The organism is Pedobacter faecalis, assembly GCF_030182585.1.
GTDB lineage: Bacteria > Bacteroidota > Bacteroidia > Sphingobacteriales > Sphingobacteriaceae > Pedobacter > Pedobacter faecalis.
Map to the genome: position 1 here is coordinate 1771712 of NZ_JARXOW010000001.1, position 24574 is coordinate 1796285.

General features: G+C 45.5%; 24 protein-coding genes and 1 tRNA gene. 9 read left to right on the forward strand and 16 right to left on the reverse strand.

Annotated elements, in window-relative coordinates; all coding sequences use genetic code 11:
- Positions 1-2 precede the first annotated feature (2 nt).
- From rplW to QEP07_RS08020, 5 genes are all read right to left on the reverse strand, one after another.
- On the reverse strand, positions 3-293 hold the full coding sequence (gene rplW, locus QEP07_RS08000; protein ID WP_285009352.1) for a 50S ribosomal protein L23: 291 nt from the start codon (positions 291-293) through the stop codon (positions 3-5).
- 1 nt (position 294) lies between these two features.
- The gene (rplD, locus tag QEP07_RS08005) at positions 295-924 is read right to left on the reverse strand and encodes a 50S ribosomal protein L4 (protein ID WP_256003829.1); all 630 of its coding nucleotides are present in this window, start codon (positions 922-924) and stop codon (positions 295-297) included.
- Between the two features lie 4 nt (positions 925-928).
- The gene (rplC, locus tag QEP07_RS08010) at positions 929-1546 is read right to left on the reverse strand and encodes a 50S ribosomal protein L3 (RefSeq protein WP_256003828.1); all 618 of its coding nucleotides are present in this window, start codon (positions 1544-1546) and stop codon (positions 929-931) included.
- Between the two features lie 178 nt (positions 1547-1724).
- Complete coding sequence (locus QEP07_RS08015) at positions 1725-2123, reverse strand: DUF1634 domain-containing protein (protein ID WP_285009353.1); 399 nt, start codon at positions 2121-2123, stop codon at positions 1725-1727.
- A complete protein-coding gene (locus QEP07_RS08020; RefSeq protein ID WP_256003826.1) occupies positions 2120-2956 on the reverse strand; it encodes a sulfite exporter TauE/SafE family protein in 837 nt (278 codons plus the stop codon). The genes QEP07_RS08015 and QEP07_RS08020 overlap by 4 nt, the downstream gene beginning before the upstream one ends.
- 76 nt (positions 2957-3032) lie before the next feature.
- Here QEP07_RS08020 and QEP07_RS08025 point away from each other — a divergent pair, with 76 nt between their 5' ends.
- Positions 3033-3635, forward strand: coding sequence for a hypothetical protein (locus QEP07_RS08025; RefSeq protein ID WP_285009354.1), 603 nt, complete (start codon positions 3033-3035; stop codon positions 3633-3635).
- Positions 3636-3701: 66 nt separating this feature from the next.
- Here the strand turns inward: QEP07_RS08025 and rpsJ are convergent, their stop codons facing one another.
- The 7 genes from rpsJ to QEP07_RS08060 form a co-directional block, all read right to left on the reverse strand.
- Positions 3702-4007: a 30S ribosomal protein S10 gene (gene rpsJ / locus QEP07_RS08030; RefSeq protein ID WP_084237698.1), complete on the reverse strand. Its 306-nt coding sequence runs from the start codon at positions 4005-4007 to the stop codon at positions 3702-3704.
- Positions 4008-4062: 55 nt separating this feature from the next.
- Positions 4063-6177: an elongation factor G gene (gene fusA / locus QEP07_RS08035; RefSeq protein WP_285009355.1), complete on the reverse strand. Its 2115-nt coding sequence runs from the start codon at positions 6175-6177 to the stop codon at positions 4063-4065.
- A 21-nt stretch (positions 6178-6198) separates the two neighbouring features.
- A complete protein-coding gene (gene rpsG / locus QEP07_RS08040; protein WP_256003821.1) occupies positions 6199-6666 on the reverse strand; it encodes a 30S ribosomal protein S7 in 468 nt (155 codons plus the stop codon).
- A 16-nt stretch (positions 6667-6682) separates the two neighbouring features.
- The gene (gene rpsL, locus QEP07_RS08045; RefSeq protein ID WP_010599925.1) at positions 6683-7096 is read right to left on the reverse strand and encodes a 30S ribosomal protein S12; all 414 of its coding nucleotides are present in this window, start codon (positions 7094-7096) and stop codon (positions 6683-6685) included.
- 114 nt (positions 7097-7210) lie between these two features.
- Positions 7211-7432 carry a VF530 family protein gene (locus QEP07_RS08050; protein ID WP_256003817.1) on the reverse strand — a complete coding sequence of 74 codons (222 nt, stop codon included), beginning with the start codon at positions 7430-7432 and terminating at the stop codon, positions 7211-7213.
- A 4-nt stretch (positions 7433-7436) separates the two neighbouring features.
- The gene (locus tag QEP07_RS08055) at positions 7437-9395 is read right to left on the reverse strand and encodes a M1 family metallopeptidase (protein WP_285009356.1); all 1959 of its coding nucleotides are present in this window, start codon (positions 9393-9395) and stop codon (positions 7437-7439) included.
- Between the two features lie 52 nt (positions 9396-9447).
- On the reverse strand, positions 9448-9861 hold the full coding sequence (locus QEP07_RS08060) for an arsenate reductase (RefSeq protein ID WP_350223365.1): 414 nt from the start codon (positions 9859-9861) through the stop codon (positions 9448-9450).
- Between the two features lie 43 nt (positions 9862-9904).
- Between QEP07_RS08060 and QEP07_RS08065 the strand changes: the two genes are divergently transcribed.
- The 4 genes from QEP07_RS08065 to QEP07_RS08080 all read left to right on the forward strand — a co-directional run bounded on the left by QEP07_RS08065 (position 9905) and on the right by QEP07_RS08080 (position 16312).
- Positions 9905-10354 carry a LytTR family transcriptional regulator DNA-binding domain-containing protein gene (locus tag QEP07_RS08065; RefSeq protein ID WP_285009357.1) on the forward strand — a complete coding sequence of 150 codons (450 nt, stop codon included), beginning with the start codon at positions 9905-9907 and terminating at the stop codon, positions 10352-10354.
- A gap of 78 nt (positions 10355-10432) precedes the next feature.
- Positions 10433-13888 (forward strand): response regulator, encoded by a 3456-nt coding sequence (locus tag QEP07_RS08070; RefSeq protein ID WP_285009358.1) that lies wholly within the window; start codon positions 10433-10435, stop codon positions 13886-13888.
- Between the two features lie 6 nt (positions 13889-13894).
- Positions 13895-14719 carry a CheR family methyltransferase gene (locus QEP07_RS08075; protein WP_285009360.1) on the forward strand — a complete coding sequence of 275 codons (825 nt, stop codon included), beginning with the start codon at positions 13895-13897 and terminating at the stop codon, positions 14717-14719.
- A gap of 9 nt (positions 14720-14728) precedes the next feature.
- A complete protein-coding gene (locus QEP07_RS08080; RefSeq protein ID WP_285009361.1) occupies positions 14729-16312 on the forward strand; it encodes a hybrid sensor histidine kinase/response regulator in 1584 nt (527 codons plus the stop codon).
- Here QEP07_RS08080 and pth read toward each other — a convergent pair.
- The 4 genes from pth to QEP07_RS08100 form a co-directional block, all read right to left on the reverse strand.
- Positions 16302-16862 (reverse strand): aminoacyl-tRNA hydrolase, encoded by a 561-nt coding sequence (pth, locus tag QEP07_RS08085; RefSeq protein WP_285009363.1) that lies wholly within the window; start codon positions 16860-16862, stop codon positions 16302-16304. The two genes, QEP07_RS08080 and pth, sit on opposite strands and share 11 nt — an antisense overlap.
- Before the next feature lie 92 nt (positions 16863-16954).
- Positions 16955-17533 (reverse strand): 50S ribosomal protein L25/general stress protein Ctc, encoded by a 579-nt coding sequence (locus QEP07_RS08090; RefSeq protein WP_256003806.1) that lies wholly within the window; start codon positions 17531-17533, stop codon positions 16955-16957.
- 25 nt (positions 17534-17558) lie between these two features.
- Positions 17559-18500 (reverse strand): ribose-phosphate pyrophosphokinase, encoded by a 942-nt coding sequence (locus QEP07_RS08095; RefSeq protein ID WP_256003804.1) that lies wholly within the window; start codon positions 18498-18500, stop codon positions 17559-17561.
- A 70-nt stretch (positions 18501-18570) separates the two neighbouring features.
- Positions 18571-18641, reverse strand: a tRNA-Gln gene (locus QEP07_RS08100).
- 233 nt (positions 18642-18874) lie between these two features.
- On the opposite strand from QEP07_RS08100, the gene ahcY reads away from it, so the two are divergent.
- The 4 genes from ahcY (at position 18875) to QEP07_RS08120 (ending at position 24529) form a co-directional block, all read left to right on the forward strand.
- A complete protein-coding gene (gene ahcY / locus QEP07_RS08105; RefSeq protein ID WP_256003803.1) occupies positions 18875-20191 on the forward strand; it encodes an adenosylhomocysteinase in 1317 nt (438 codons plus the stop codon).
- Between the two features lie 67 nt (positions 20192-20258).
- Complete coding sequence (locus tag QEP07_RS08110) at positions 20259-20978, forward strand: pyridoxine 5'-phosphate synthase (RefSeq protein ID WP_285009365.1); 720 nt, start codon at positions 20259-20261, stop codon at positions 20976-20978.
- Between the two features lie 51 nt (positions 20979-21029).
- Positions 21030-23906: an aminomethyl-transferring glycine dehydrogenase gene (gene gcvP / locus QEP07_RS08115; RefSeq protein ID WP_285009367.1), complete on the forward strand. Its 2877-nt coding sequence runs from the start codon at positions 21030-21032 to the stop codon at positions 23904-23906.
- A gap of 32 nt (positions 23907-23938) precedes the next feature.
- On the forward strand, positions 23939-24529 hold the full coding sequence (locus QEP07_RS08120) for a YceI family protein (protein ID WP_285009369.1): 591 nt from the start codon (positions 23939-23941) through the stop codon (positions 24527-24529).
- Positions 24530-24574: the final 45 nt, after the last annotated feature.

The window sequence follows — 24574 nt, forward strand, 5'->3', positions numbered from 1 at the left end:
TATTAAACGTTAGCGTAATAATCTATTGTCTCGCCATCTTTCAGCGTTACAATAGCCTTCTTATATTTCGGGCTGCGACCTGTCACCAAACCAGCTTTTGTATTTCTGGATTTAACTTTCCCATCTACAACCATTGTATTTACCGCAAGCACGCTTACGCCATACATTTTTTCAATAACCTGCTTGATCTGCAGTTTATTTGCCTTGTGATCCACTTTAAAAGTAAAGCGGTTAGACTTCTCTGTTAAAGCGGAAGCCTTTTCTGTTAATATCGGTTTTCTTAAAAGTTCCATATTACTTAGCGAATGCTTCCTCCAAAGTTTTAAGAGAGTCAGTAGTAAGCAAAAGTTTACCACAGTTTAATACATCATAAGTATTCAACTGATCAGCGGTAACTACCTTAGCTTTCTGTATGTTTCTGCTTGATAAATAGATATTGTTATTCTGGGACGGCAAAACAAGCAGTGTCTTTTCTGTGCTTAAATTTAAAGCGCTTACCAGATTTACATAGTTCTTCGTTTTAACTGAATCAAAATTAAATGACTCCAAAACAACGATGTTCGCATCCTGAGCCTTGTATGACAAAGCCGATTTACGAGCAAGCGCTTTCAACTTCTTATTCAGTTTGAAACTATAATCGCGCGGCTGAGGACCGAATACACGACCACCTCCGTTGAACAATGGAGATTTAATACTGCCGGCGCGAGCACCACCAGTTCCTTTTTGCTTGTATAACTTACGGGTTGAACCTGCTATTTCGTTACGTTGCTTCGATTTGTGTGTACCCTGACGCTGATTGGCCAGATATTGTTTCACATCCAAATAGATTGCATGATCTACCGGCGTAATTCCGAAGACCGACTCAGGAAGTTGCACCTTGGCACCTGTCTCTTTTCCTGAGATGTTTAATACTTTTACTTCCATCTGCTTACTTATCTAAGATTACGTAAGAACCCTTCGCTCCAGGTACTGACCCGCTTACTACAACTAAATTCTGGTCAGCATACACTTTCAGAACCTGCAAGTTCTGAACTTTAACTCTGTCTCCACCAGTTCTTCCGGCCATACGCATACCTTTAAATACACGCGACGGATATGAAGACGCACCCAGTGAACCTGGCGCACGCATCCTGTTGTGCTGACCATGAGTTTGTCCACCTACACCGCCAAAGCCGTGACGCTTAACAACACCCTGAAAACCTTTACCTTTAGAAGTACCCACAACATCTACAAAATCACCTTCATTAAAGATGTTTACCGTTACGGTATCACCCAAATTCAATGATTCTTCGAACTCTGCAAACTCCACCAATTTGCGCTTTGGTGTAGTATTTGCTTTTGCAAAGTGCCCTTTTAAGGGTTGCGTGGTGTTCTTCTCTTTAGCTTCATCAAAGCCTAGTTGAACAGAAACATAACCGTCTTTCTCTGCGGTTTTTACTTGTGTCACTACACAAGGTCCAGCCTCGATCACCGTACACGGAATATTTCTTCCGTCGGCGTCGAAAATGCTGGTCATTCCTACTTTTTTTCCAATAATACCTGACATTTTCTATTTTAAATTTAACACCCATCGAAGCAGTAGGGCTTCGTTCAAGGTGGATATACATCCCGGTTAAGGGACGGCAAAAATAGAAAAGAAATCTTAATTTTCAAATAGTTAGCGCATTTATTTTTTAAATAAACGCAGAAAAAAAATAACAGCCGGAGAGGCTGTCAAAAACCCACTAACCCACTAAGTTATTGCTAAGACTAAACAAAATGACACACAACACAAAAAAGCCGATAGCAACATACAGGTAGTCGCGCTCAATTAAAAAACTGAACACAGAAAATACCACACGCATAACCGGGGTAAAGATGAGCAGCAAAACACCAAACTGGATGACTGAACTACCGTCCAGTCGAAGCAAACCATACAATATAGCAGACACTGAAGACAAGCCCGATTTGTCGGGATTGAAGCTACCGTAATCTATTCGTTCTGCTGAATGGTCAAACAGATAAATACACGCTCCAATAAGTACAATGATCATAGACGACATTACTCCTACCCGAAGCAGCGTACCCAGAATCAGCTGAATATCTTTCTCACTCTTCAAGTCTCCTTTATCTTTATTCATCATATCAATCCCGTTATTCCCTTGTAGATCATCTGCAGTGCCAGGACAGTAACTACGACAGCAAACACGACCTTAAGCTTATCCGTTTTTGTGCGCACTAAAACCCTCGATCCCACTGTGGCGCCCAAAAGAACACCTACTGTAACCGGCATCGCAATTCCTGGATCTATTTGTCCCCTGTGCAGATAGACAATGGCGCTCGCCGCCGCAGTAACCCCCATCATAAAATTACTTGTAGTAGTTGATACCTTGAAAGGTATCCTCATGATGTTATCCATAGCGATCACTTTTAACGCGCCAGAACCTATGCCAAGTAAACCTGAAATAATGCCTGCCAAAAACATCATTACAAAACCGCCCGCCACGTTATGAACGGCATATGCCTTCTGTCCACTTTCTGTCGGATAAGAACCGTTCAACCTAAAGAAAGCCGCCGCCTTACCAGAGGCTACATTGTCTGAACGATCAATTTTTTTCTTAACCATCATGACAGAGGAAAATAAAAGAATTAAACCAAATACAATCGCAATATAGCCCGGATCAATAAATATTGTTATTACAGCCCCGAGAATGGCGCTGACCGTGGTAGCCACTTCCAGGAACATCCCGATGCGTATGTTCGTGATACCTTCCTTTACATAAGCTGCGGCCGAGCCCGAAGAGGTTGCGATCACAGAGATGATGGATGCACCGATAGCATATTTAATATCTACGTTCAGCGCCAAAGTCAGCAATGGAATTATAACCACACCGCCGCCCAGACCAGTAAGAGAACCAACCAGACCCGCCAAAAATGCTCCGGTTAACACAATAATTGTGAATAGTAATACCGACATTGTGGCAAATATACTATCTCCAATGCTTACACAGTAAAAATTAAAATGAATGTTGTATGAATAACCAGATTGTCTTATGAAAAAAATTACAACCATGATCATGATGCTGGCGATCAGCCTGACAACAACGGCACAACTCCCTCAAGATTCCTTAAAGACCGGTACATCACTTCAGGATCAGTATAAATTGATGCTATCCAGATCAAGAACATTAGATGGCTACAAAATAGTTAACCCCAACAGGCTTGCAGCATTTTGGGCCAGTGTGAGAGACAGCATATCCTTCGGCAAAAATGATCTTGTCGCCACGAAGAAGAAAGTAAACAGCCTGCAGGCGCGCCTCGACACCATGGACAGACAACTTAGAGGCAACGAGAACGCTTTGGCCAATGCAAATGCCAAACTGGATGAACTGCAGATCCTCGGCCTTTCCTTTAAAAAAGGAACCTATAATGCTATCGTATGGAGCATCATCCTCATTCTAGCCCTAGCACTTACACTAACGGTTGTCAGATCATTGGCCGCCGTTCGCGAAGCCAGGTACCGGGCCGGTTTGTACAATGAGCTGAGCGAAGAACACCAACGATACAAAACCAAAGCAAATGAGAAAGAGAAAAAGCTTGCACGAGAACTCCAGGACGAAAGAAACAAACTGGAAGAGTTCAAAAATCAACGATGAAGTACCGAAAATAAAAAGAGCCTTGCTGATGTTCAGCAAGGCTCTTTTTTAACTAAAATCTTAGCGTTACACCTTGATTTCAACCTCAACGCCGCTAGGCAACTCTAGTTTCATCAACGCATCTACGGTTTTTGAGTTAGAGCTGTAGATATCCAGCAAACGCTTATAGGCACAAAGTTGAAACTGCTCACGGGCTTTTTTATTCACGTGTGGTGAACGCAGCACAGTAAACACTTTTTTCTCTGTAGGCAACGGAATCGGTCCGCTTACAACTGCGCCTGTAGGCTTCACAGTCTTCACGATTTTCTCAGCAGACTTATCTACCAGATTGTAATCGTAAGATTTTAATTTAATTCTAATTCTTTGGCTCATTATTATTATTTAATTGTGCTGTCGGTTAGAGCTATTAATAACCGACAGCGTATTATTAATCGATTGACTTGATCTTACCTTTAGACTTTGCAATAACCTCATCCTGTACGTTCTTCGGTGCTGGCTCATAATGATCAAACTCCATTGTAGAAGTTGCACGTCCTGAAGTTATAGTACGCAACTGTGTTACGTAACCAAACATTTCTGAAAGTGGAACCAATGCCTTAATTACCTGAGAACCGTTACGCGTATCCATACCTTGAAGCTGGCCACGACGACGGTTAAGGTCTCCCATAACGTCACCCATGTTTTCTTCAGGCGTCAATACTTCAATTTTCATGATAGGTTCCATCAATACCGGCTTACATTTCGGTAACGCCTCGCGGAAAGCTGAACGAGCAGCAATCTCAAAAGAAAGCGCATCTGAATCGACTGCGTGGAAAGATCCATCGATCAATCGAACTTTCATATCAGGAAGCGGATATCCTGCAAGAACGCCATTTACCATAGCTGCAGCAAAACCCTTTTCTACCGAAGGAATGAATTCGCGAGGGATCGCACCACCCACAATTTCGTTCACAAACTGCAGTCCACCTTTTTCAAAATCTTCATCAATCGGAGAAATAATAACCTGGATATCCGCAAATTTACCACGTCCACCAGTTTGCTTCTTATAGGTCTCACGATGTTGAGTTGAGCCAGTAATAGCTTCTTTATAAGCTACCTGAGGAGCACCTTGATTTACCTCTACCTTAAACTCACGCTTTAAACGGTCGATCAGGATGTCAAGGTGAAGCTCACCCATACCGGAAATAACCGTTTGACCGGTTTCCTGATCTGTTTCCACCCTAAATGTAGGATCCTCTTCAGCCAGTTTACCCAAAGCGATACCCAACTTATCTACGTCTGCCTGTGTTTTAGGCTCAATAGCTAAACCAATTACCGGCTCAGGGAATACCATCGACTCAAGAATGATTGGATTCTTCTCATCGCAAAGCGTGTCTCCGGTTTTGATGTCCTTGAAACCAACAACCGCTGCGATATCACCTGCACCAACGTTCGGAATAGGATTCTGCTTGTTGGCATGCATCTGGAAGATCCTCGAAATACGTTCCTTATTCTCAGAACGAGCGTTATAAACATATGAGCCGGCTTCCAGATTACCTGAATAAACCCGGATAAAGCACAAACGTCCAACAAACGGATCTGTTGCGATCTTAAACGCAAGCGCAGAAAATGGTTCTTCAATCTTAGGCTGACGTACAATTTCTTCGCCTGTGTTCGGGTTAGTACCAGTAATACCCTCAACATCCAGAGGCGACGGCAATAATTCCATCACCAGGTCAAGCATAGTCTGCACGCCTTTGTTTTTGAACGAAGATCCGCAAACCATCGGAACGATCTTCGCGTCCAAAGTAGCTTGTCTCAAAGCATCCAAAATCTCCCGCTCTGTAATCGAATTTGGATCGTCAAAGAACTTCTCCATCAACGACTCATCATATTCAGCTACAGCCTCAAGAAGCTTCTCGCGCCATTCCGAAACCTCATCCAACATATCTTCAGGAATAGGCACTTCCGTAAAGGTCATACCTTTATCATGCTCATTCCAAACAATACCGCGGTTATTGATCAGATCAACTACTCCTTTAAAAGCATCTTCAGCACCGATAGGCAATTGCAATGGAACAGCATGGCTACCCAGCATCTCTCTAACCTGCTTAACTACTTTAAGGAAGTCTGCACCTGAACGGTCCATTTTATTCACAAAACCGATACGAGGAACCGCATAGTTGTTAGCCAAACGCCAGTTCGTTTCAGACTGAGGCTCAACACCATCCACTGCTGAAAACAAAAACACCAATCCGTCCAGTACACGCAGCGAACGGTTTACCTCTACGGTAAAGTCCACGTGCCCGGGGGTATCAATTACGTTTACCTGATACTTATTTCCTCTGTAAGGCCAGAACACAGTCGTTGCAGCTGACGTGATGGTTATCCCGCGTTCAGCTTCCTGCACCATCCAGTCCATTGTAGAGGCACCTTCGTGTACCTCACCAATCTTGTGGTTTACACCGGCATAATAAAGGATACGCTCAGTTGTCGTCGTTTTACCGGCATCAATGTGAGCGGCGATCCCTATATTTCTTGTAAATTTTAAATCTCTTGCCATTTTATCTCTGGATCCTATATATTAAAAACGGAAATGCGAGAATGCCTTGTTGGCCTCTGCCATCTTATGGGTATCCTCTTTCTTCTTAACTGCAGCACCTTCACCTTTAGCTGCCGAAACGATTTCAGCTGCCAGTTTTTCCTTCATGGTCTTTTCTCCGCGCTTACGTGCAAAAGATATCAACCATTTCATACCTAAGGCCACCTTACGGTCGGGTCTTACTTCTGTTGGAACCTGGAAGTTAGCACCACCCACACGACGGGATTTAACTTCAACTGAAGGCATTACATTTGACAATGCACGCTTCCATACCTCCAAGCCATTTTCACCAGCTTTTTTCTCGGCAAGTTCAACTGCATCATAAAAAATATCATAAGCGATGGATTTTTTACCATCGTACATCATGTTATTTACAAACCTTGTAACCTGAACATCATTAAATTTCGGATCAGGAAGGATGATTCTCTTTTTTGGTTTTGACTTTCTCATTTCTTATTCCTCCTGATTATTTCTTTTTACCCTTTGCTGGTGCTGCAGCTGCCTGTCCTGGTTTAGGACGCTTAGTACCATATTTCGAACGACGCTGATTACGTCCTGCAACGCCTGAAGTATCAAGGGCGCCACGGATGATGTGATAACGTACACCTGGTAAATCCTTAACACGACCACCACGGATCAATACGATAGAGTGCTCCTGCAGGTTGTGACCTTCTCCAGGGATGTATGCGTTAACCTCTTTACCATTGGTTAAACGTACACGCGCTACTTTACGCATTGCTGAGTTTGGTTTTTTAGGGGTAGTGGTATATACACGCGTACATACACCTCTTCGCTGTGGACAGCTGTCCAACGCCGGAGACTTACTCTTGAACTCCAGTGCTACTCTACCTTTTCTAACTAATTGTTGAATGGTTGGCATTGTTTCCTTTTGCTTTTTCTTTTATGTTTTTAAAACTTTACCCCTCAATAAGGGACTGCAAAAGTACGACAATACATTTTATAAATCAATAGGTTAACCAAATAAAATACCACATTAGTGAAAAGTGTTCACATAAAGCTTCTCCACCTTCTTGCGGGCCCAGTCGGTTTTCCGAAGGAATTTCAGACTGGAATTCATGGTCGGATTATTTAAAAAACAATCGATCCTGACCATCGAACCCAGCTCCGCCCAGCCATAATGCCACACCAGCTGCTTCAGAATAAACTCAAGCGTTTTTCCGTGAAGCGGATTATTCTTTTGTTCAGACGAAGTCATCAGATTAATTCTTCTTCCAGCTGTTATTTGCAGTATTCATATCAGGCAAAACCTTTTCCGGGTCCAGAACCACCGACACCACTTCCTCAGCAGCAGGATATTTCACCGTCCATATTTTATTTCGCATCCAAACATCAACCGGCAACCTGACAATATCAGTTTTCCCACTTTTCATTTTTACCTGCAATATGACAGGCATCGGCAGCTGCTCAAGATTAGCGACCATAATGTCATACCCACCTGCCTCACCGCCCTTGGCTGGCTTCACATCTACAACAGCCTGATCCATTTTCCAGTTCGACATAAACCAACCTCTCCAAAACCAGGAAAGATCCTCACCTGCACCGTTTTCTATAGCGCGAAAGAAATCCACCGGAGTAGGATGCTTATATGCCCATTGCTCAATATATTTCCTGAAGGCGTAGTCAAAACGGTCTGCCCCCAAAACCTCATTTCTAAGTATTTCAAGTCCCCAGCCTGGTTTACTGTACAGGTTGTTACCAATATTGCGTTCCACCATCGCATCTGGCGTAAGCATAATATATTCCAGCTCAGGCTGCGCGAGATATTCAGCAACCTTATGCATATCAAGTTTTTCAGGTTTATACTCTCCATTATTGAATGCCGCAGAAGACAAGCCGTTGATGAAGGTATTAAAGCCCTCATCCATCCAGCCGTATTTACGCTCATTGCTCCCCACAATCATGGGAAACCAGGTGTGACCAAATTCATGATCAATCACACCCCAGGCATCCTCATTTTTTGCCTGCCATCCACAAAAAACGATACCCGGATATTCCATCCCACCAACGTTACTTGCCACATTTATAGCCATCGGGTAAGGATATTCGAACCATTTTTGCGAGTAATGTTCCACGGAAGCTTTCACATACTCCACGGCGCGTCCGTAGCCATCATTACCATTACTTTCCACCGGATGCGCTGCAACGGCGAGCGACTTCTTCCCACTTGGAAGATTTATCCTTGCAGCCTCAAGAATAAACGCCTTCGAAGAACCCCAGGCCACATCACGTGTATTCTTCATGCGGAACTTCCATGTAAGCTTCTCCTTCGCCGGCCTCGAAGATTTCTCATTTACCTCCCCTGCAGTACGCACCGTCACTTTCTTATCACTGTCTTTTGCCGCATTCCATCGCTCCAGCTGAACCGGGGTAAATACATCCTGAGGATTCAGCAACTCCCCCGATCCCATCACAATATGACTGGCTGGCGCTGTAACACTGAAGTCCACATCTCCGTATTCACAGTAGAACTCCCCTGCACCCCAGTACGGCAAAGTGTTCCATCCCAGTACATCATCATAAACACTCATCCTTGGAAACCACTGGGCAATCGAATATATCTCCCCGTTCTTTGTCGACAAATGCCCCATCCTGTCCGATCCGTTTACCGGGACAATAAAAGAAAAATCCATTTTAATGGTAATCACATCACCGGATGCCGAAAGCGGTTGATCCAAACGGATCTGCATCCTGGTGTCTTCTATAACAGAAGTGAATTTAACCGCCTTTTGTTTCTGTAAAACCGTCAACCTCTTAATCGTATATCCTCCATCCAGTTTCTCTCCTCTCGCACCGTAACGACTTCCGGCAGGAATCAGGGCATTTCCTCTCGACTCCTCGGAAAACAAATTCTGATCCAGTTGCAGCCATAGGTAAGGCAACGGATCAGGGCTATTATTCTGGTAGGTGATCGTGACCGATCCGGTCACCATATGTTTCACATCATCCAACTCAGCAGAGATCGCATAGTCGGCCCGGTTCTGCCAGTACTTCGGACCGGGATACCCACTCGCAGAACGATACTCGTTCCCATTCTGCGTATAAAAGAGCGGACTAAATGCCGCATGAGGATCATAGTTACTTTTTAGTCCGGATTGCGCAGCAGCATTCAGGCCCATTACACATAGTGCAACTAATACGAAGGTTGTCTTATTCAACATAAACATATGGTCGGTTAAACGAAAAATAAAGATATTCTTTTTCGCGGGTTTTCTAGTTTTTTTTAAGTGCAACGTACGCGCCCTCATCAAAGCCGATAAGTGCGGGTTCTCCCGCTACCTCGAGTACCGGACGCTTAATCAAACTCGAATGCCCAAGCATCAAAGCAATAGCACTCTCCTGGTCGCCGACCCCTGCTTGTTCCTCGGCCGACAGTTTTCTCCAGGTCGTCCCCTTCTTGTTGAGCACCTTCTCCCAGCCAAAGACATCGCACCACCGGTTTAATTTTTCCGCAGTCACGCCTTTCTTTTTAAAGTCATGAAAAGTGTATGCCAGCCCATGCTTATCAAGGCTCGTGATCGCCTTCTTCACCGAGTTGCAATTTGGTATTCCATAAATGATCATGGGGCAAAAATAGCCCATGTTCGTCACATTTATAAGGTCATTCGTCACATTTTTATCATTCACGTTGCAAAGCTTAGTAGTATTGCACCATACATTATGAGTAATCATGACCAGATTAAAAGAGATCACCAAAATAGAATTAATCGCATTCAATGCATGCGTTGTGCTCGCACTATTGTTTTCGAGCGCCCAGGCCATAAGCGACCACTACTCCATCAGAGACCACGTTTACTTTAACAACTTTTGGCTAACGCTTTTCTTTAGCCATATGGTGACCAGCGTTTGCTACCTTTTGCTGTGCCTGCATGTCCAGCCGCAAATGGAACAGGAAGAGCAAAAACCATCAAACGCCGTAATCCTGACCCTTAGTACCCGCCTACCCTTTAACGATATGCTCAATTCCATGCCCCTTAAGAGTTTTGTCCGCATTCACAGAACCTATGCCGTAGCAAGAGACCGAATCACTAAATTTGACAAATACCAGGTATGGTTAGGAACGCAGCCCCTTCCCGTCGGACAAACATATAGCCAGTCGCTACAAACACTCATCCTGTAAAACAGCCTGAGGTATTTCCGAACCAGATATATTGATTATTATTGCCAAAGGTTATGAATCATAATAAATGTCGGGCATATGGTAAACTTATCCTTTAAGCAGCAGGTCTTTACAGGTTTTGCTATCTCATTATTATTCGTTCTGCTTTCGGCAATTACGTCCTATGTCAGTATTGATGTGATGAAAAAGGATATAAAATGGCAAACACATACGTACGATGTGATCAATCTGGTAAAGGAAGTCGAGACACAAGTCTTAAATGCCGAAACGGGGATGAGAGGATACGTCATAGCCAAAGAAAAAAAATACCTTATCCCCTATAATAACAGCGCAGACAAAATCCTGCCGACGGTTAAAAAGTTGCGCCAGCTTATTCAGGAAAATCCAGAACAGGTCCGTCTGGCCGACTCCCTTTATATGCGTGCACTGGATAAGGTCAATGAGATGAAACTTGTGCTGAAACTTCATGAGGAGCAAGGCTCGGCGGCGAGTTCGGCACGCGTGATGTCGGGAACAGGCCAGCTCTATAAAAACCGGATATTCAACATCAGCCAAAGAATGATCTCGGAGGAATACAAGTTATTGGCTAAGCGAACGGCAGCAACTGAAAGCAGCAGTAAAAGAAGCGGGCTCATCGTGCTCGTAAGCGCTCTCATTATTTTCGGACTCATCCTCTTCCTTTTCTCGTATATCAAGCGCACGTTCGATCAGCAAAAACTTACGGAGGAACATATCCGTGAGTCTAACCTCAGACTTGAGAAGATCTCGGCCGACAATGAGCAGAAAAACTGGCTGCTCCGGGGTGCCGGCGCGGTCAACGTAGCAATGCGCGGAGAACAGGAGTTAAACGAGCTTGGTGACAGGATCACCACAGCCGTGTGCAAGCATATAGAAGCTCAGGTAGGATGTATCTTTGTATCGTCTGGATCAGGTGAGGATTTTACATTTTCAGGTGGCTATGCCTGCAACATCGCCGACACCGAAAAGGTATACCACATGGGGGAAGGATATATCGGACAATGTGCACGTGACCAGCAGCTAAAAATTCTATCCAACCTGCCTTCGGGTTACCTGAACATAAGTTCCGGGCTAGGTCAAACCGATCCGAGAAATATTGTCATAGTGCCCGTTCTTTTCCAGAACAAAACGATCGCCATTATCGAACTTGGAATGATCGCTTCGCCCGATGAAGCCGTACTAGCCTTTCTGAATAATATCACAGAGAACATCGGTATTGCCCTCAATAGTGCCATGGCCCGAATCAGAATGAAGGCATTGTTCGACCAGACCCAGAGTCAGGCGGAGGAACTCGAGTGCCAGCAGGAGGAATTAAGAACAGCCAACGAAGAACTTACACACAAATCTGAGCAACTTCAAGCATCAGAAGAAGAACTGCGGGTTCAACAGGAAGAACTGCGGCAAACCAATGCTGAACTCGAAGAAAAAGCTCGTCAATTGGAAGAGCAGAACCTGGTCGTAAACCAGGCCAGAGAGGCAATGAGTTTAAAGGCCCGGGAACTCGAACTTTCCAGCCAGTATAAATCAGAATTTCTGGCCAACATGAGCCATGAACTCAGAACGCCTCTGAACAGCATTCTCATCCTAGCGAAAATCCTTAAAGAAAATCGCTCAGAAAATCTCAACAACGAACAAATCAAATATGCCGGGGTGATCCATAACGCAGGCAGTGAGCTTCTTACACTGATTAACGACATCCTCGACCTGTCAAAAATCGAATCAGGTAAAATCGAGCTTTCCATAGAGCAAGTTCCATTACAAAATGTCAAAAGCGATATTGAATCATTGTTTACAGAAGTGGCCAACAGCAAAAAGATCAAATTCAATACAAGTATATCACCCGACCTGCCCACAACTATACTTACCGACGATCTCCGCCTGCAGCAAATCATCAAAAACCTACTCTCAAATGCCTTCAAGTTTACCCCGGAGGAAGGCGAAATCTCGTTAAACATCGGGCGGCCCGAACAGACAGAGTTTTTCTCGTCGAACCTCAGCAATGCTGGAGAAAATGTGATCGCATTTTCAGTTAAAGACACTGGCATTGGCATATCTCACGACAAGCAGCAACTTATCTTTGAGGCCTTTAAGCAGGCCGACGGATCTACGAGCCGCAAATATGGCGGTACGGGGCTGGGGCTTTCCATCAGCAAAGAGCTTGCATTCGTGCTGGGAGGCGAGCTGCGGGTCATGAGTGAACCGGGCAAAGGAAGCATTTTCACACTGTATTTGCCTGAAACTGCACCGCATCAAGTTCAGTCAGACGACCCTTCTGACCAGGCTGCCGGTGAAATGTTGCTAAATACCAAAATCCATCTTGAGCATGCTACACAGCAGACACCGCAGGTACGGCGGATACTGATTATTGAGGACGATCAGGTCTTTGCTGACATCCTGAAAAGCTACGCCGAAGAAAGGGGGTTTGAAGCTATACTTGCACATAGTGGCGATGAAGGCTTGAATCGCGCACAAAAGCTTCTTCCTGATGCCATCATTCTTGATATTATGCTTCCCGTAATGGATGGCTGGACGGTTCTTAAAAAGCTTAAGTCCGACCCAGCCACGAAACACATCCCGGTACATATCATGTCGGCCGGAGACGAGAAAGAAAATCTGGCACAACAAAAAGGTGCCGTTGGTTTTCTGAAAAAACCTGTGGAAAAAGAAGAGCTTGATGTTATATTCAGCAAACTAACAACATTTGCCACCAACCAGCCACGCAAAGTGCTTCTTATAGAAGATCAGGAAGTGCAAAGCGAAATACTTGCCCGACAGCTTCAGCAACGTGAAGCTGAAGTCTATCCGGCTTATACCGGTAAAGAGGCCTTGGAACTGTTGAGCCAACATGCCTTCGACTGCATTATCCTCGATCTGAAGTTACCTGACATCTCTGGCTTCGATCTGCTTGATCAGATCAAAGCCAAAGCACAACAGGTACCTGTAGTTATCAATACCTCTATGGAACTGACCGATGATCAAATGACCCGTATTCTTAAATATACGGATGCACTGGTCTTGAAATCATCAAAGTCGAACGACCGGATTATCGACGAGATCAGCTTGTTCATGAACAAACTGGATGCTACCGATAAGTTCCCATCCAGCACCAAGCATCAGCAACCGGTCTCCACGCTCGAGAAAGCACTAAAAAACAAAAAGATTCTGATCGCAGACGATGACATGCGAAATATTTTTGCACTATCCAGCGCACTACAGGGTTACGAGCTTCAAATCGCCATTGCACATAACGGCGTGGAAGCCATCCGAAAACTTAAGGATCATCCCGACACCGACCTGGTCCTTATGGACATTATGATGCCAGAGATGGATGGCTATGAGGCCATGCGGACAATTAGGGCCGATAAAACATATGAGCGACTACCGATCATTGCGCTGACGGCCAAAGCCATGAAAAGTGACCGCGACAAATGCCTTGAAGCCGGGGCTAATGATTATATCAGCAAGCCGGTAGATATCGACAAACTGGTCTCTATGCTCAGGGTATGGCTTAGTTAACAACTTATGAATAATCATCCAGAAACCATTACCTACGCCCAGCTTTCCGCGCTGATTCAACTCGTCAAAAACTTACACGGGTTCGACTTTAGCGGTTACGCGGCTGCATCATTAAAGCGCCGGGTCAGCCGGATCATGGAGCTCCAGCGACTGAGCTATGCTGACCTGCAGAGTGCACTCGTCAATAACGAAAACTATTTCGAGTCCTTCCTCATCCAGATTACAGTCAACGTCACTGAAATGTTCAGAGATCCCAGCTTTTACAATTCCTTGTCCGCGAACGTTGTACCATACCTAAGCTCCTATCAAAGGATTAAAGTCTGGAATGCCGGTTGCTCATCGGGTGAAGAGCTTTATTCATTTGCAATCCTTTTTGATGAAGCAGGCCTCTATGATCGATCTTTCTTCTATGGTACCGATATTAATGCGCACGTGCTAAAACAAGCAAAGTCGGGCATATACGACCTTGCTAAAATGAAACTTTATTCAGAAAACTACCTTAAAACCAATCCAAAAAAGTCATTGTCCGATTATTACACCGCCAGGTACGATGCCGCGACGATTAATCAGTATCTCAAAAAAAACCTCCTCTTCTCCGTACATAACCTCGTTACAGACGGCATTTTTAACGAATTTCAGTTAATCTCATGTCGAAATGTCCTCATATATTTCAACACCGAACTCCAAAAAAGAGTAATTAACCTACTTTACGACAGTTTAGCTAATTTTGGTTTTTTGTGTTTAGGTCCGAAAGAAAGCTTACGGGATACAGAGGCGCAAAAATTTAAGATAATCGACAAAAAGAATAACATCTATCAGAAAATAGTCTAGTCAGATACCATGGAAAAGATCAACATACTCATTATTGATGACCGACCGGAAAACCTTATTACGCTGGAAGCGCTTCTGGAAAGGAACGACATCAATTTGATAAGTACAACGAATCCTAATGAAGCTCTACGTCTTTCCTGGGAAATGGATATTGCGATCGCCCTGGTTGATGTTCAAATGCCTGAAATGGATGGATTTGAACTTGTAGAAATTCTGAAAAGCAATCCGCGCACAAAAGACATACTGGTCATTTTCGTAACAGCCATATCTAAGGAAACCAAATATGCAGTTAAAGGCCTAAACACCGGGGCGGTCGACTATCTTTATAAACCGCTTGACCCGTACATCACCTCCGCAAAAGTGGATTCATTCATACAAATGGTGCGTTACCAGCGCGATCTTAAGCGAACAAACAAAGACCTTGAGACCTATCAGAAAGAACTGATCCTGGCGAAAGAACAGGCTGAGCAGGGGAAGCGCATCAAGGAAAATTTCCTCGCAAACATGAGTCATGAAATCCGCACACCCATTAACGGAATCATTGGCATTGCACAATTGTTGAGTAAAACGGAACTCAGCCCGGAGCAGCGTGAAATGATGAACCTGCTGGAGGTTTCATCCAGTTCGCTCCTTGGCGTCATTAACGATATCCTGGACCTTTCTAAAATGGAAGCAGGCAAATTTAAAATCAACCGGACCGAAGTCAACCTGGTCGACATGTGCGACAACGTGGTCAACCTCCTTAGCATAAAAGCGAAAGAGAAAGATGTAGACCTTATTAAAAAGTACAGTCCGCAACTCCCCAAATATGTGTTGGCCGACTCCCTCAGGCTCACGCAGATTCTGATGAACCTGATTGGTAACGCCATAAAATTCACCACAGACGGCAGTGTAACGCTCGCCATAGACGTACTAGACCTTAAAGGCAATACCGCAAACATCAAATTTTCCGTTATCGATACCGGTATAGGTATTGCGAAAGAGAACATCGATAAGATATTTGAAATATTTGAACAGGCAGATGAACAGACTACAGCCAAGTTCGGAGGCACAGGCCTTGGCTTGTCCATCGTCAAGAACCTTGCGAAGCTAAAAGGCGGGACACTTGAAGTAAGCAGCGAGGAAAATAGGGGAAGCACCTTCTCCTTCACAAACCGCTATGAAATCCTTAAGGAGATCAAAGCAAGTCCGTCAGCAGAAGAAAAATTCAGCTCGTTTGCAGACCTCAAAGTGCTGGTAGCAGAAGACAATCCGATCAACAAATTCCTCATCGTTAAGATTCTGAAGGACTGGGGCATCAAACCGGACGTCGTTGAAAATGGCCAGGATGCTCTTGACCACATCAAAGCTCATGCGTACGATATCGTCCTTATGGATACTTATATGCCAGTCATGAACGGTCTGAAGGCAATCAGATTAGTCCGGGCAGGCTATGCTCCGGGAAAAGAGCAGGTGCCTATCGTGACCTTTTCTGCGGCAGCAATGGATGAGGACAGGAAAACCGCCATTGATGCCGGAGCGAATGCAGTCATCAGTAAGCCCTTCGAACTGAAAGCTCTGCATGACACCTTAAGCAGGCTTACTACTGGTTAAACGCCGTCATCGTTTGCGCCGGCCCTATGGTTACAAAACTCTTGATCAGCTCTGTGCTTTTGGCTATTAAAGCTGGTAGCTCGGGTTGCTCATCCTTATCGAATGGTGCCAGCACGTAGTCAACCTGCCTGCCCTTTGCAAAGTTATCGCCAATCCCAAACCGCAGTCTTGGATATTCCTGTCCGCCACATAAACCTTCAATGCTTTTAAGACCGTTATGGCCGGCACTGCTGCCCTGAAGTTTCAACCGCAGTTTACCCAGCGGCAAAGCCAGATCATCCACTACAACCAGCACATTTTCCAGAGTGATCCGCAGTTCGTTCATCCAGTAATTCACCGCCTTGCCACTCAAATTCATATAGGTTGTAGGCTTAATCACATACAGCTTCCTACCCTTGAAAGACACTTCCGAGTAATATGCAAGTCTCAGATTTGAAAAAGTGCCGCCCAACTGTTTCACCAATTCGTCAGCGATATCAAAGCCGATATTATGTCGCGTATGGGCGTATTCCGGCCCAATATTTCCAAGTCCAACTATCAAATATTTCATTGGCACCAAAGATAACAGTTTTCCGAAAGCAGACTTTCAAAAAAAAAGGCAGTTCCACAAGGAACTGCCCTTCTGCGTCATTGCAGAAAAACTTATTTCTTTTTAGCTTCCTGCTCTGCTTGTTTCAATGCTCTAGACATACCTACAGAAACGATGGTATCTTCAGGTGTGTTAGTCACGGTGTAGTTACCTTTTTCCAGATCACGTACACGGAACAGGTTACCAACTTCCAATTTAGCAATGCTTACTTCAACAGCCTGTGGCATGTCTTTAGGCAAAGCTTTTACACGAAGCTTACGTAATTTCTGTACCAGTTTACCACCCATTTTTACACCTGGGGAAGTTCCGGTCAATTTCACAGGAATTTCCATTGTGATTGCCTTCTCGTCAAACAGTTGCAGGAAATCCACGTGCAGAAGCACGTCAGTAAGCGGGTGGAACTGCAATTCCTTAATTACCGCTTTAATTTTTTCACCACCCAGATCAATTTCTACAAAGTTTGCCTCGGGGGTATAGATAGCTTCTTTAAGTTCAGTGATCACTACAGCAAAGTGCTTTTGCTCTTTACCACCATACAATACTGCAGGAACCTTGCCTTCATAGCGAAGCTCTTTAGCATCGCGTTTCCCTACGTTCTCTCTTGGAGAACCGCTAATTGCGATTGTTTTCATTTTTATGTTGTTTATTAATAATTTGCTAAACTCTAAACAGATTACTGATCGACTCATGCTCGTTCACATTGGCAATCGCCCTTGCAAACAAGGAAGCCGTACTCAGCACCCTGATTTTTGAACTCTCTTGTTTCAAAGGAATGGTGTCCGTCACGATCAATTCCGTAAGGGCCGAATTCTCAACAGTCTCATAAGCCTTACCCGACAATACCGGATGCGTACACACCGCACGTACACTTTTCGCTCCCTTTTCCATGATCAGCCCGGCTGCCTTCGCCAGCGTACCCGCAGTATCACAAATGTCATCAATAAGCACCACGTCCATTCCGGTCACATCCCCGATGATCGACATTGATTCAATTTCGTTGGCACGCTTGCGGCGCTTGTCGCAGATCACCACCTCGGCGTTAAAAAACTTGGCAAAAGTACGTGCCCGGTAAGACCCACCCATGTCGGGCGACGCAATAACCAGATTCTCCAGACCCAAGCTTTTGATGTAAGGAACAAAAATTACCGACCCGTCAAGGTGATCTACGGGAATATCAAAAAAGCCCTGTATCTGCGCCGCATGCAAGTCCATCGTCATAATCCTGTGGATCCCGGCCGACTTCAGCAGGTTGGCCACCAGTTTGGCGCCTATAGCTACCCTCGGCTTATCTTTCCTGTCCTGTCTGGCCAAACCATAATACGGAACAACAGCCGTAATATAATGTGCAGAAGCCCTCTTTGCCGCGTCAACCAGCAGCAAAAGCTCCATTAAATTATCTGAAGGCTGATAAGTTGATTGGATCAGGAATACATCACACCCACGTACACTTTCATCGTATGATGGTTGGAATTCGCCATCACTGAATTTACTTAATGTTACGCTACCCAGAGGTTTACCGTAACTTTCGGCAATTTTGTGCGCTAAATCTTTTGTACCACTTCCGGCAAAAAGCTTAACTGGGTTAAACTGCAAAGGCATTGTTAAACAATAACAGTACTTGTTAAAAAAAATCGGATTGCGTATCTCTCACAATCCGAATATTATTTAGTTGCCCGACCAGGATTCGAACCTAGACAAACGGTACCAAAAACCGTCGTACTACCATTATACTATCAGGCAATCTCCTTTACCAAAGCTTCCTTTGAAATGGAATGCAAATCTACGCAGATTTTTCATAACTGCAAACAGAACCGATTTTTTTTTGAAAGAGAATTTTCAACTCGCAGATTTTCAAATAAAAAAAATTTAGAACCACTATAAGAGAGGCCACCCGCCGCCATTTCGGGCTGTTTGAATTAGCTAAACTATTGCCTAACTTTGCAGCGTACATAAAATACTAAAAAAACAGCAATATGTCATCAGTAGAGACAACTTACGTTCCTTACAAAGTTAAGGACATTTCACTGGCAGAATGGGGCCGAAAAGAGATCGAACTGGCAGAGGCAGAAATGCCCGGCCTGATGTCGTTACGTGAAGAATTCGGGCCATCAAAACCTTTAAAAGGCGCACGCATCGCCGGATGCTTACACATGACCATCCAGACCGCGGTACTGATTGAAACACTAGTTGAACTGGGTGCTGAAGTAACCTGGTCATCATGCAATATATTCTCTACCCAAGATCATGCGGCCGCTGCTATTGCTGCAGCAGGAATCCAGGTCTATGCCTGGAAAGGCCTCGACGAAGCAAGTTTCGACTGGTGTATTGAACAAACATTACACTTTGGCCCTGAACGCCAACCCCTGAACATGATACTCGACGACGGCGGCGATTTAACAAACATGGTATTCGACAGATACCCTGAACTGATCGCTGGGATCAAAGGACTGTCGGAAGAAACCACCACCGGCGTACACCGTTTATACGAGCGCATGAAGAACGGCACGCTGCACCTTCCTGCTATCAACGTAAACGACTCTGTAACCAAATCAAAGTTTGACAACAAATATGGTTGCCGGGAATCACTGGTCGACGCAATCCGTCGTGCAACTGACGTCATGATGGCAGGCAAAGTTGCTGTTGTTGCGGGGTATGGCGACGTAGGTAAAGGTTCTGCTGAATCATTGAGCTCACAGGGCGTACGCGTTATCGTATCTGAGATCGACCCGATCTGCGCGCTACAGGCAGCTATGGAAGGCTATCAGGTTCAAAAGTTCGCCAATGCGGTTAAAGAGGCCGACATCATCGTGACCACTACCGGAAACTGCGATATCGTTCGCGGCGAACATTTCAAAACCATGAAAGACAAAGCCATCGTTTGTAACATAGGTCACTTCGATAACGAGATTGACGTAGCCTGGCTTAATAAAAACTATGGCGACACCAAGGTGGAAATTAAGCCGCAGGTCGACAAATATACCATCGACGGGAAAGACATCATTTTGCTGGCAGAAGGTCGCCTCGTGAACCTGGGTTGCGCCACCGGCCACCCAAGCTTTGTTATGTCAAATTCGTTCACCAATCAGACACTTGCACAGTTGGAATTGTGGACCAACTCCGACAAATACGAAAACAAGGTATATGTGCTACCTAAACTTCTCGATGAGAAAGTAGCACGTCTGCACCTGGCTAAAATCGGCGCTGAATTAGATACGCTTGATCCACATCAGGCAGAATATATCGGCGTAGCAGTCGAAGGCCCTTTCAAGCCTGAAGCTTACAGATACTAACCGGCGGCCAACCGTCATAAAATGGGGATATTGTTTTTAACGGTATCCCCATTTCTTATATTTGTACATGACAAAACTATCCGTAAACATCAACAAGATCGCCACGCTGCGCAACAGTCGCGGAGGCAACAATCCGGATCTGCTCAAGGTGGCGCTCGACTGTGAACGCTTCGGTGCCGAGGGCATCACGGTACATCCCCGCCCCGACGAGCGGCACATTCGCTACCAGGATGTGTACGACTTAAAAGCTGCCATTGTAACGGAGTTCAATATTGAAGGCAACTGCAGCGAGCAGAAGTTTGTAGACCTAGTACTGGCCAACAAACCAGCACAGGTAACGCTTGTTCCCGATGCAGAGGGCCAGATTACTTCCAATCATGGATGGGACACGGTAAAGCACAGGGATTATCTGAAAGAAATGGTTGCAGTCTTTCAAGCTGCCGGTATCAGGGTTTCCATTTTTGTTGATCCGGTAGTGGAAATGATAGAAGGCGCGGCAGTAACCGGGTCCGAACGTATTGAATTATACACCGAAGCCTACGCACACAATTACTACAACAACAGGGAGAAAGCCATACTACCTTACATCGCTGCTGCACATAAGGCCAGCGAACTCGGACTTGGCATTAATGCCGGGCATGATCTCGACCTGCACAACCTAAAGTATTTTGCTGCCAGTATCCCCGGACTCCTCGAAGTAAGTATCGGCCACGCGCTCATCAGCGACGCCCTTTACCTTGGCCTGGAAAATACCATTCAGCAGTATTTAAGACAGCTTAAGCCCTAGTGAGTTGCGGTATTTTTATTACCTTTGCGCAACTTTTATTCATAGATTTTCATGAACTTAAACATTCATTACCAAGAAGACTTTAAAGACCGTCACATCGCGCCAAATCAGAAGGACACAGAAGATATGCTCGCGACAATCGGCGTTGGCTCTGTAGACGAATTGATTGACCAGACCATCCCCGCCAAGATCAGGTTGAAACAACCATTAAACCTGCCCGCGGCAAAGTCTGAAACTGCCTATTTAAACAGCCTGAAGCAAACGGCCTCGTTAAACAAGGTGTTCAAATCTTATATCGGACAGGGCTATTACGATACGCTTACACCGGGCGTGATCTTGCGTAATGTTATGGAAAACCCGGGATGGTATACACAATATACCCCTTACCAGGCTGAAATCGCGCAAGGGCGTCTGCAGGCCTTGTTAAACTTCCAGACCATGGTTATCGACCTTACAGGAATGGAAATCGCGAACGCCTCCCTGCTTGATGAAGGCACCGCAGCGGCCGAAGCCATGTTTATGCAATACAGTCTGCGTAAAAATCAGCAGGCAACGAAGTTCTTTGTATCAGAACTCCTGTTTCCCCAGACCATCGATATTTTAAAAACAAGAGCCAACCCTTACGGCATCGAGCTGGTTATTGGCGACCACCTTACTTTTGAGCCAACCGACGCATTCTTTGGTGCTGCTATTCAGTACCCTGCCGGCAACGGGGAAGTATATGATTATACAGACTTTGCTCAGAAAGCTCACGCTCAAAACGTTAAAGTTACGGTAATCGCCGATCTGCTTAGCCTCACCCTGCTTACCCCTCCCGGAGAATGGGGGGCTGACGTTGTTGTAGGCACTACACAGCGCTTCGGCGTACCAATGGGTTTTGGCGGACCGCACGCTGCTTATTTTGCCACTAAAGAAGAATACAAACGCTCTATCCCAGGCCGGATCATCGGTGTTACCATAGACAGCAACAATAATTATGCATTACGCATGGCACTGCAGACCCGTGAGCAGCACATCCGTCGCGATAAGGCTACCTCTAATATCTGTACTGCACAAGCCCTGCTTGCCATCATGGCTGGCTTTTATGCTGTGTATCACGGACCAAAAGGCTTGCGCGCTATTGCTGAACGCACACACGGATTGGCCATTACGCTATCCCGTTCACTCGAAAAGATTGGGTATAAGCAACTCAACAAAGCTTATTTCGACACCGTACAGCTCGACTTGGGCGAGCTCGTCGACTCTATTCATCGTGAGTGCCTCGACAACGAGATCAATTTACACTACAATGGTAGTACCGTCACCATCGCGCTCGACGAGACCACCACTCCTGAAGATGTAAAACTGCTCGTTAAGCTCTTTGCCAAAGTGAAAGCCATTGCAGGGGATGCAGTGGAGCTGGCCGACCAGCAGCTTGAAACAGTAATACCTGCCTCGTTGCTGCGTACTTCCGAATATCTTACCCATCCCGTATTCAACTCGCACCATTCGGAACATGAGATGCTGCGTTACATAAAATCACTGGAAAGCAAAGATCTTTCGCTTTGCCATTCCATGATCGCACTGGGTTCATGTACCATGAAGCTGAATGCTACAACTGAAATGATCCCTGTTACCTGGCCGGAATTCGGCAGGATACATCCTTTTGCCCCGGCAGATCAGGTTGCGGGCTACTATACGGTATTTAACGAGCTCGACAGATGGCTAAGCGAGATCACCGGTTTTGCGGCCATGAGCTTACAACCAAATGCAGGAGCACAAGGAGAGTATGCCGGACTGATGGTGATCAGGGCATATCATCAGGATCGCGGGGATGGACACCGCAACATTGCCTTGATCCCTTCTTCTGCTCACGGAACCAACCCGGCTTCTGCGGCAATGGCCGGCATGAAGATCGTGGTGGTGAAGTCGCTCGAGAACGGCAACATCGACGTAGAAGACCTCAAGGCAAAAGCAGAGCAGCATAAAGAAAACCTGTCCTGTCTGATGGTTACCTACCCTTCTACACACGGTGTGTTTGAAGAAAGCATAATCGACATCTGTAACATCGTTCATGAGAACGGTGGGCAGGTGTATATGGATGGTGCAAACATGAACGCACAGGTCGGGCTTACAAGTCCGGCCAATATCGGCGCCGATGTTTGTCACCTTAACCTGCACAAAACCTTCTGTATACCACACGGCGGCGGAGGTCCGGGCATGGGCCCCATTGGTGTCGCTAAACACCTGGTACCATACCTGCCAGGACACGCCGTAGTAAATATCGACCAGGGCAAGTCCATCCATGCCGTATCATCTGCGCCATGGGGCTCAGCGTCTATCCTGATTATTTCACATGCTTACATCGCTATGATGGGCGCTGAAGGACTAACCAATGCTACCCGCTATGCGATTCTGAACGCGAACTATATGAAAGCCCGTTTGGAGCAGCATTATCCTGTTCTTTACAGCGGTGCCAACGGAAGATGCGCACACGAAATGATCCTCGACTGCCGCAGCTTTAAAAACCTGGGCATCGAAGTGGTAGATATCGCCAAACGCCTAATGGACTATGGTTTCCATGCACCTACCGTTTCCTTCCCTGTAGCCGGCACACTAATGGTTGAGCCAACAGAAAGTGAACCTAAGCATGAGCTCGACCGCTTTTGCGACGCGTTAATCGCTATAAAAGGGGAAATCGACCTGATCGCGTCAGGCGAATCTGACAAGGCGGACAACCCTTTGAAAAACGCACCGCACACTGCTACCGTAGTTACGGGCAACGCATGGGAGCATGCTTACAGCAGACAAACAGCAGCATTTCCGCTGCCTTACGTCGCTGCCTACAAGTTCTGGCCATCAGTTGGTCGTGTAAACGATTCGTATGGCGACAGGTCATTGGTTTGCGCTTGTCCGCCAATTGAAAGTTATGAAGAAACTTATGCTTAACTTAGGGATAGAATAAACCATTAAAAGACAATATGAAACTAAAAACCACATCCTTGGCGCTTCTAGTCGTTGCGTTCATTTCCACCGCTTTTGTAAAACCGGTTGCTAAGCCAGTATCGTATACAGTAGATACAGAAAAATCTTCTATCACATGGGTAGGAAAGAAGCTAACCGGCGGTCATAATGGCACTATTGCCCTTCAATCAGGCAGCCTGCTGTTCGACGGGAAGAAGCTTTCAGGCGGAAACTTTGTGATTGATATGACAACCATCAAAGATGCGGATAAGAGTGAGCGGCTCGAAGGCCACTTAAAGGCTGATGACTTTTTCGGCGTCGACAAATTCGCCACCTCTACCTTTGCTATCAAGAAGCTGGCCCAGTCGGGCAACAAGGTGAATATCACCGGCAACCTGACCATCAAGGGTGTTACCCAGTCCATCACCTTTCCTGCAACAATCGCCTGGAATACCGATGGAACCGTTACTGCCGTAGCAGAGAAGATTGTGGTCGACCGCACCAAGTTTGGCATCAAATATCGTTCTAAAGGTATGTTCCCTGATGTGGGCGATAAAATGATCTATGACGAGTTTGAGCTTGCCGTCAAACTGGTAGCCAAAAAGTAATACACAAGATAAATTAAATCCCCTGTCTATAAAAAGGCAGGGGAT

What these genes read in the sequence shown, in the direction of transcription:
- rplW (WP_285009352.1), bottom strand. Translation starts at nt 293, where the DNA reads ATGGAACTTTTAAGAAAACCGATATTAACAGAAAAGGCTTCCGCTTTA.
- rplD (WP_256003829.1), bottom strand. Translation starts at nt 924, where the DNA reads ATGGAAGTAAAAGTATTAAACATCTCAGGAAAAGAGACAGGTGCCAAG.
- rplC (WP_256003828.1), bottom strand. Translation starts at nt 1,546, where the DNA reads ATGTCAGGTATTATTGGAAAAAAAGTAGGAATGACCAGCATTTTCGAC.
- QEP07_RS08015 (WP_285009353.1), bottom strand. Translation starts at nt 2,123, where the DNA reads ATGATGAATAAAGATAAAGGAGACTTGAAGAGTGAGAAAGATATTCAG.
- QEP07_RS08020 (WP_256003826.1), bottom strand. Translation starts at nt 2,956, where the DNA reads ATGTCGGTATTACTATTCACAATTATTGTGTTAACCGGAGCATTTTTG.
- QEP07_RS08025 (WP_285009354.1), top strand. Translation starts at nt 3,033, where the DNA reads ATGAAAAAAATTACAACCATGATCATGATGCTGGCGATCAGCCTGACA.
- rpsJ (WP_084237698.1), bottom strand. Translation starts at nt 4,007, where the DNA reads ATGAGCCAAAGAATTAGAATTAAATTAAAATCTTACGATTACAATCTG.
- fusA (WP_285009355.1), bottom strand. Translation starts at nt 6,177, where the DNA reads ATGGCAAGAGATTTAAAATTTACAAGAAATATAGGGATCGCCGCTCAC.
- rpsG (WP_256003821.1), bottom strand. Translation starts at nt 6,666, where the DNA reads ATGAGAAAGTCAAAACCAAAAAAGAGAATCATCCTTCCTGATCCGAAA.
- rpsL (WP_010599925.1), bottom strand. Translation starts at nt 7,096, where the DNA reads ATGCCAACCATTCAACAATTAGTTAGAAAAGGTAGAGTAGCACTGGAG.
- QEP07_RS08050 (WP_256003817.1), bottom strand. Translation starts at nt 7,432, where the DNA reads ATGACTTCGTCTGAACAAAAGAATAATCCGCTTCACGGAAAAACGCTT.
- QEP07_RS08055 (WP_285009356.1), bottom strand. Translation starts at nt 9,395, where the DNA reads ATGTTGAATAAGACAACCTTCGTATTAGTTGCACTATGTGTAATGGGC.
- QEP07_RS08065 (WP_285009357.1), top strand. Translation starts at nt 9,905, where the DNA reads ATGACCAGATTAAAAGAGATCACCAAAATAGAATTAATCGCATTCAAT.
- QEP07_RS08070 (WP_285009358.1), top strand. Translation starts at nt 10,433, where the DNA reads ATGGTAAACTTATCCTTTAAGCAGCAGGTCTTTACAGGTTTTGCTATC.
- QEP07_RS08075 (WP_285009360.1), top strand. Translation starts at nt 13,895, where the DNA reads ATGAATAATCATCCAGAAACCATTACCTACGCCCAGCTTTCCGCGCTG.
- QEP07_RS08080 (WP_285009361.1), top strand. Translation starts at nt 14,729, where the DNA reads ATGGAAAAGATCAACATACTCATTATTGATGACCGACCGGAAAACCTT.
- pth (WP_285009363.1), bottom strand. Translation starts at nt 16,862, where the DNA reads ATGAAATATTTGATAGTTGGACTTGGAAATATTGGGCCGGAATACGCC.
- QEP07_RS08090 (WP_256003806.1), bottom strand. Translation starts at nt 17,533, where the DNA reads ATGAAAACAATCGCAATTAGCGGTTCTCCAAGAGAGAACGTAGGGAAA.
- QEP07_RS08095 (WP_256003804.1), bottom strand. Translation starts at nt 18,500, where the DNA reads ATGCCTTTGCAGTTTAACCCAGTTAAGCTTTTTGCCGGAAGTGGTACA.
- ahcY (WP_256003803.1), top strand. Translation starts at nt 18,875, where the DNA reads ATGTCATCAGTAGAGACAACTTACGTTCCTTACAAAGTTAAGGACATT.
- QEP07_RS08110 (WP_285009365.1), top strand. Translation starts at nt 20,259, where the DNA reads ATGACAAAACTATCCGTAAACATCAACAAGATCGCCACGCTGCGCAAC.
- gcvP (WP_285009367.1), top strand. Translation starts at nt 21,030, where the DNA reads ATGAACTTAAACATTCATTACCAAGAAGACTTTAAAGACCGTCACATC.
- QEP07_RS08120 (WP_285009369.1), top strand. Translation starts at nt 23,939, where the DNA reads ATGAAACTAAAAACCACATCCTTGGCGCTTCTAGTCGTTGCGTTCATT.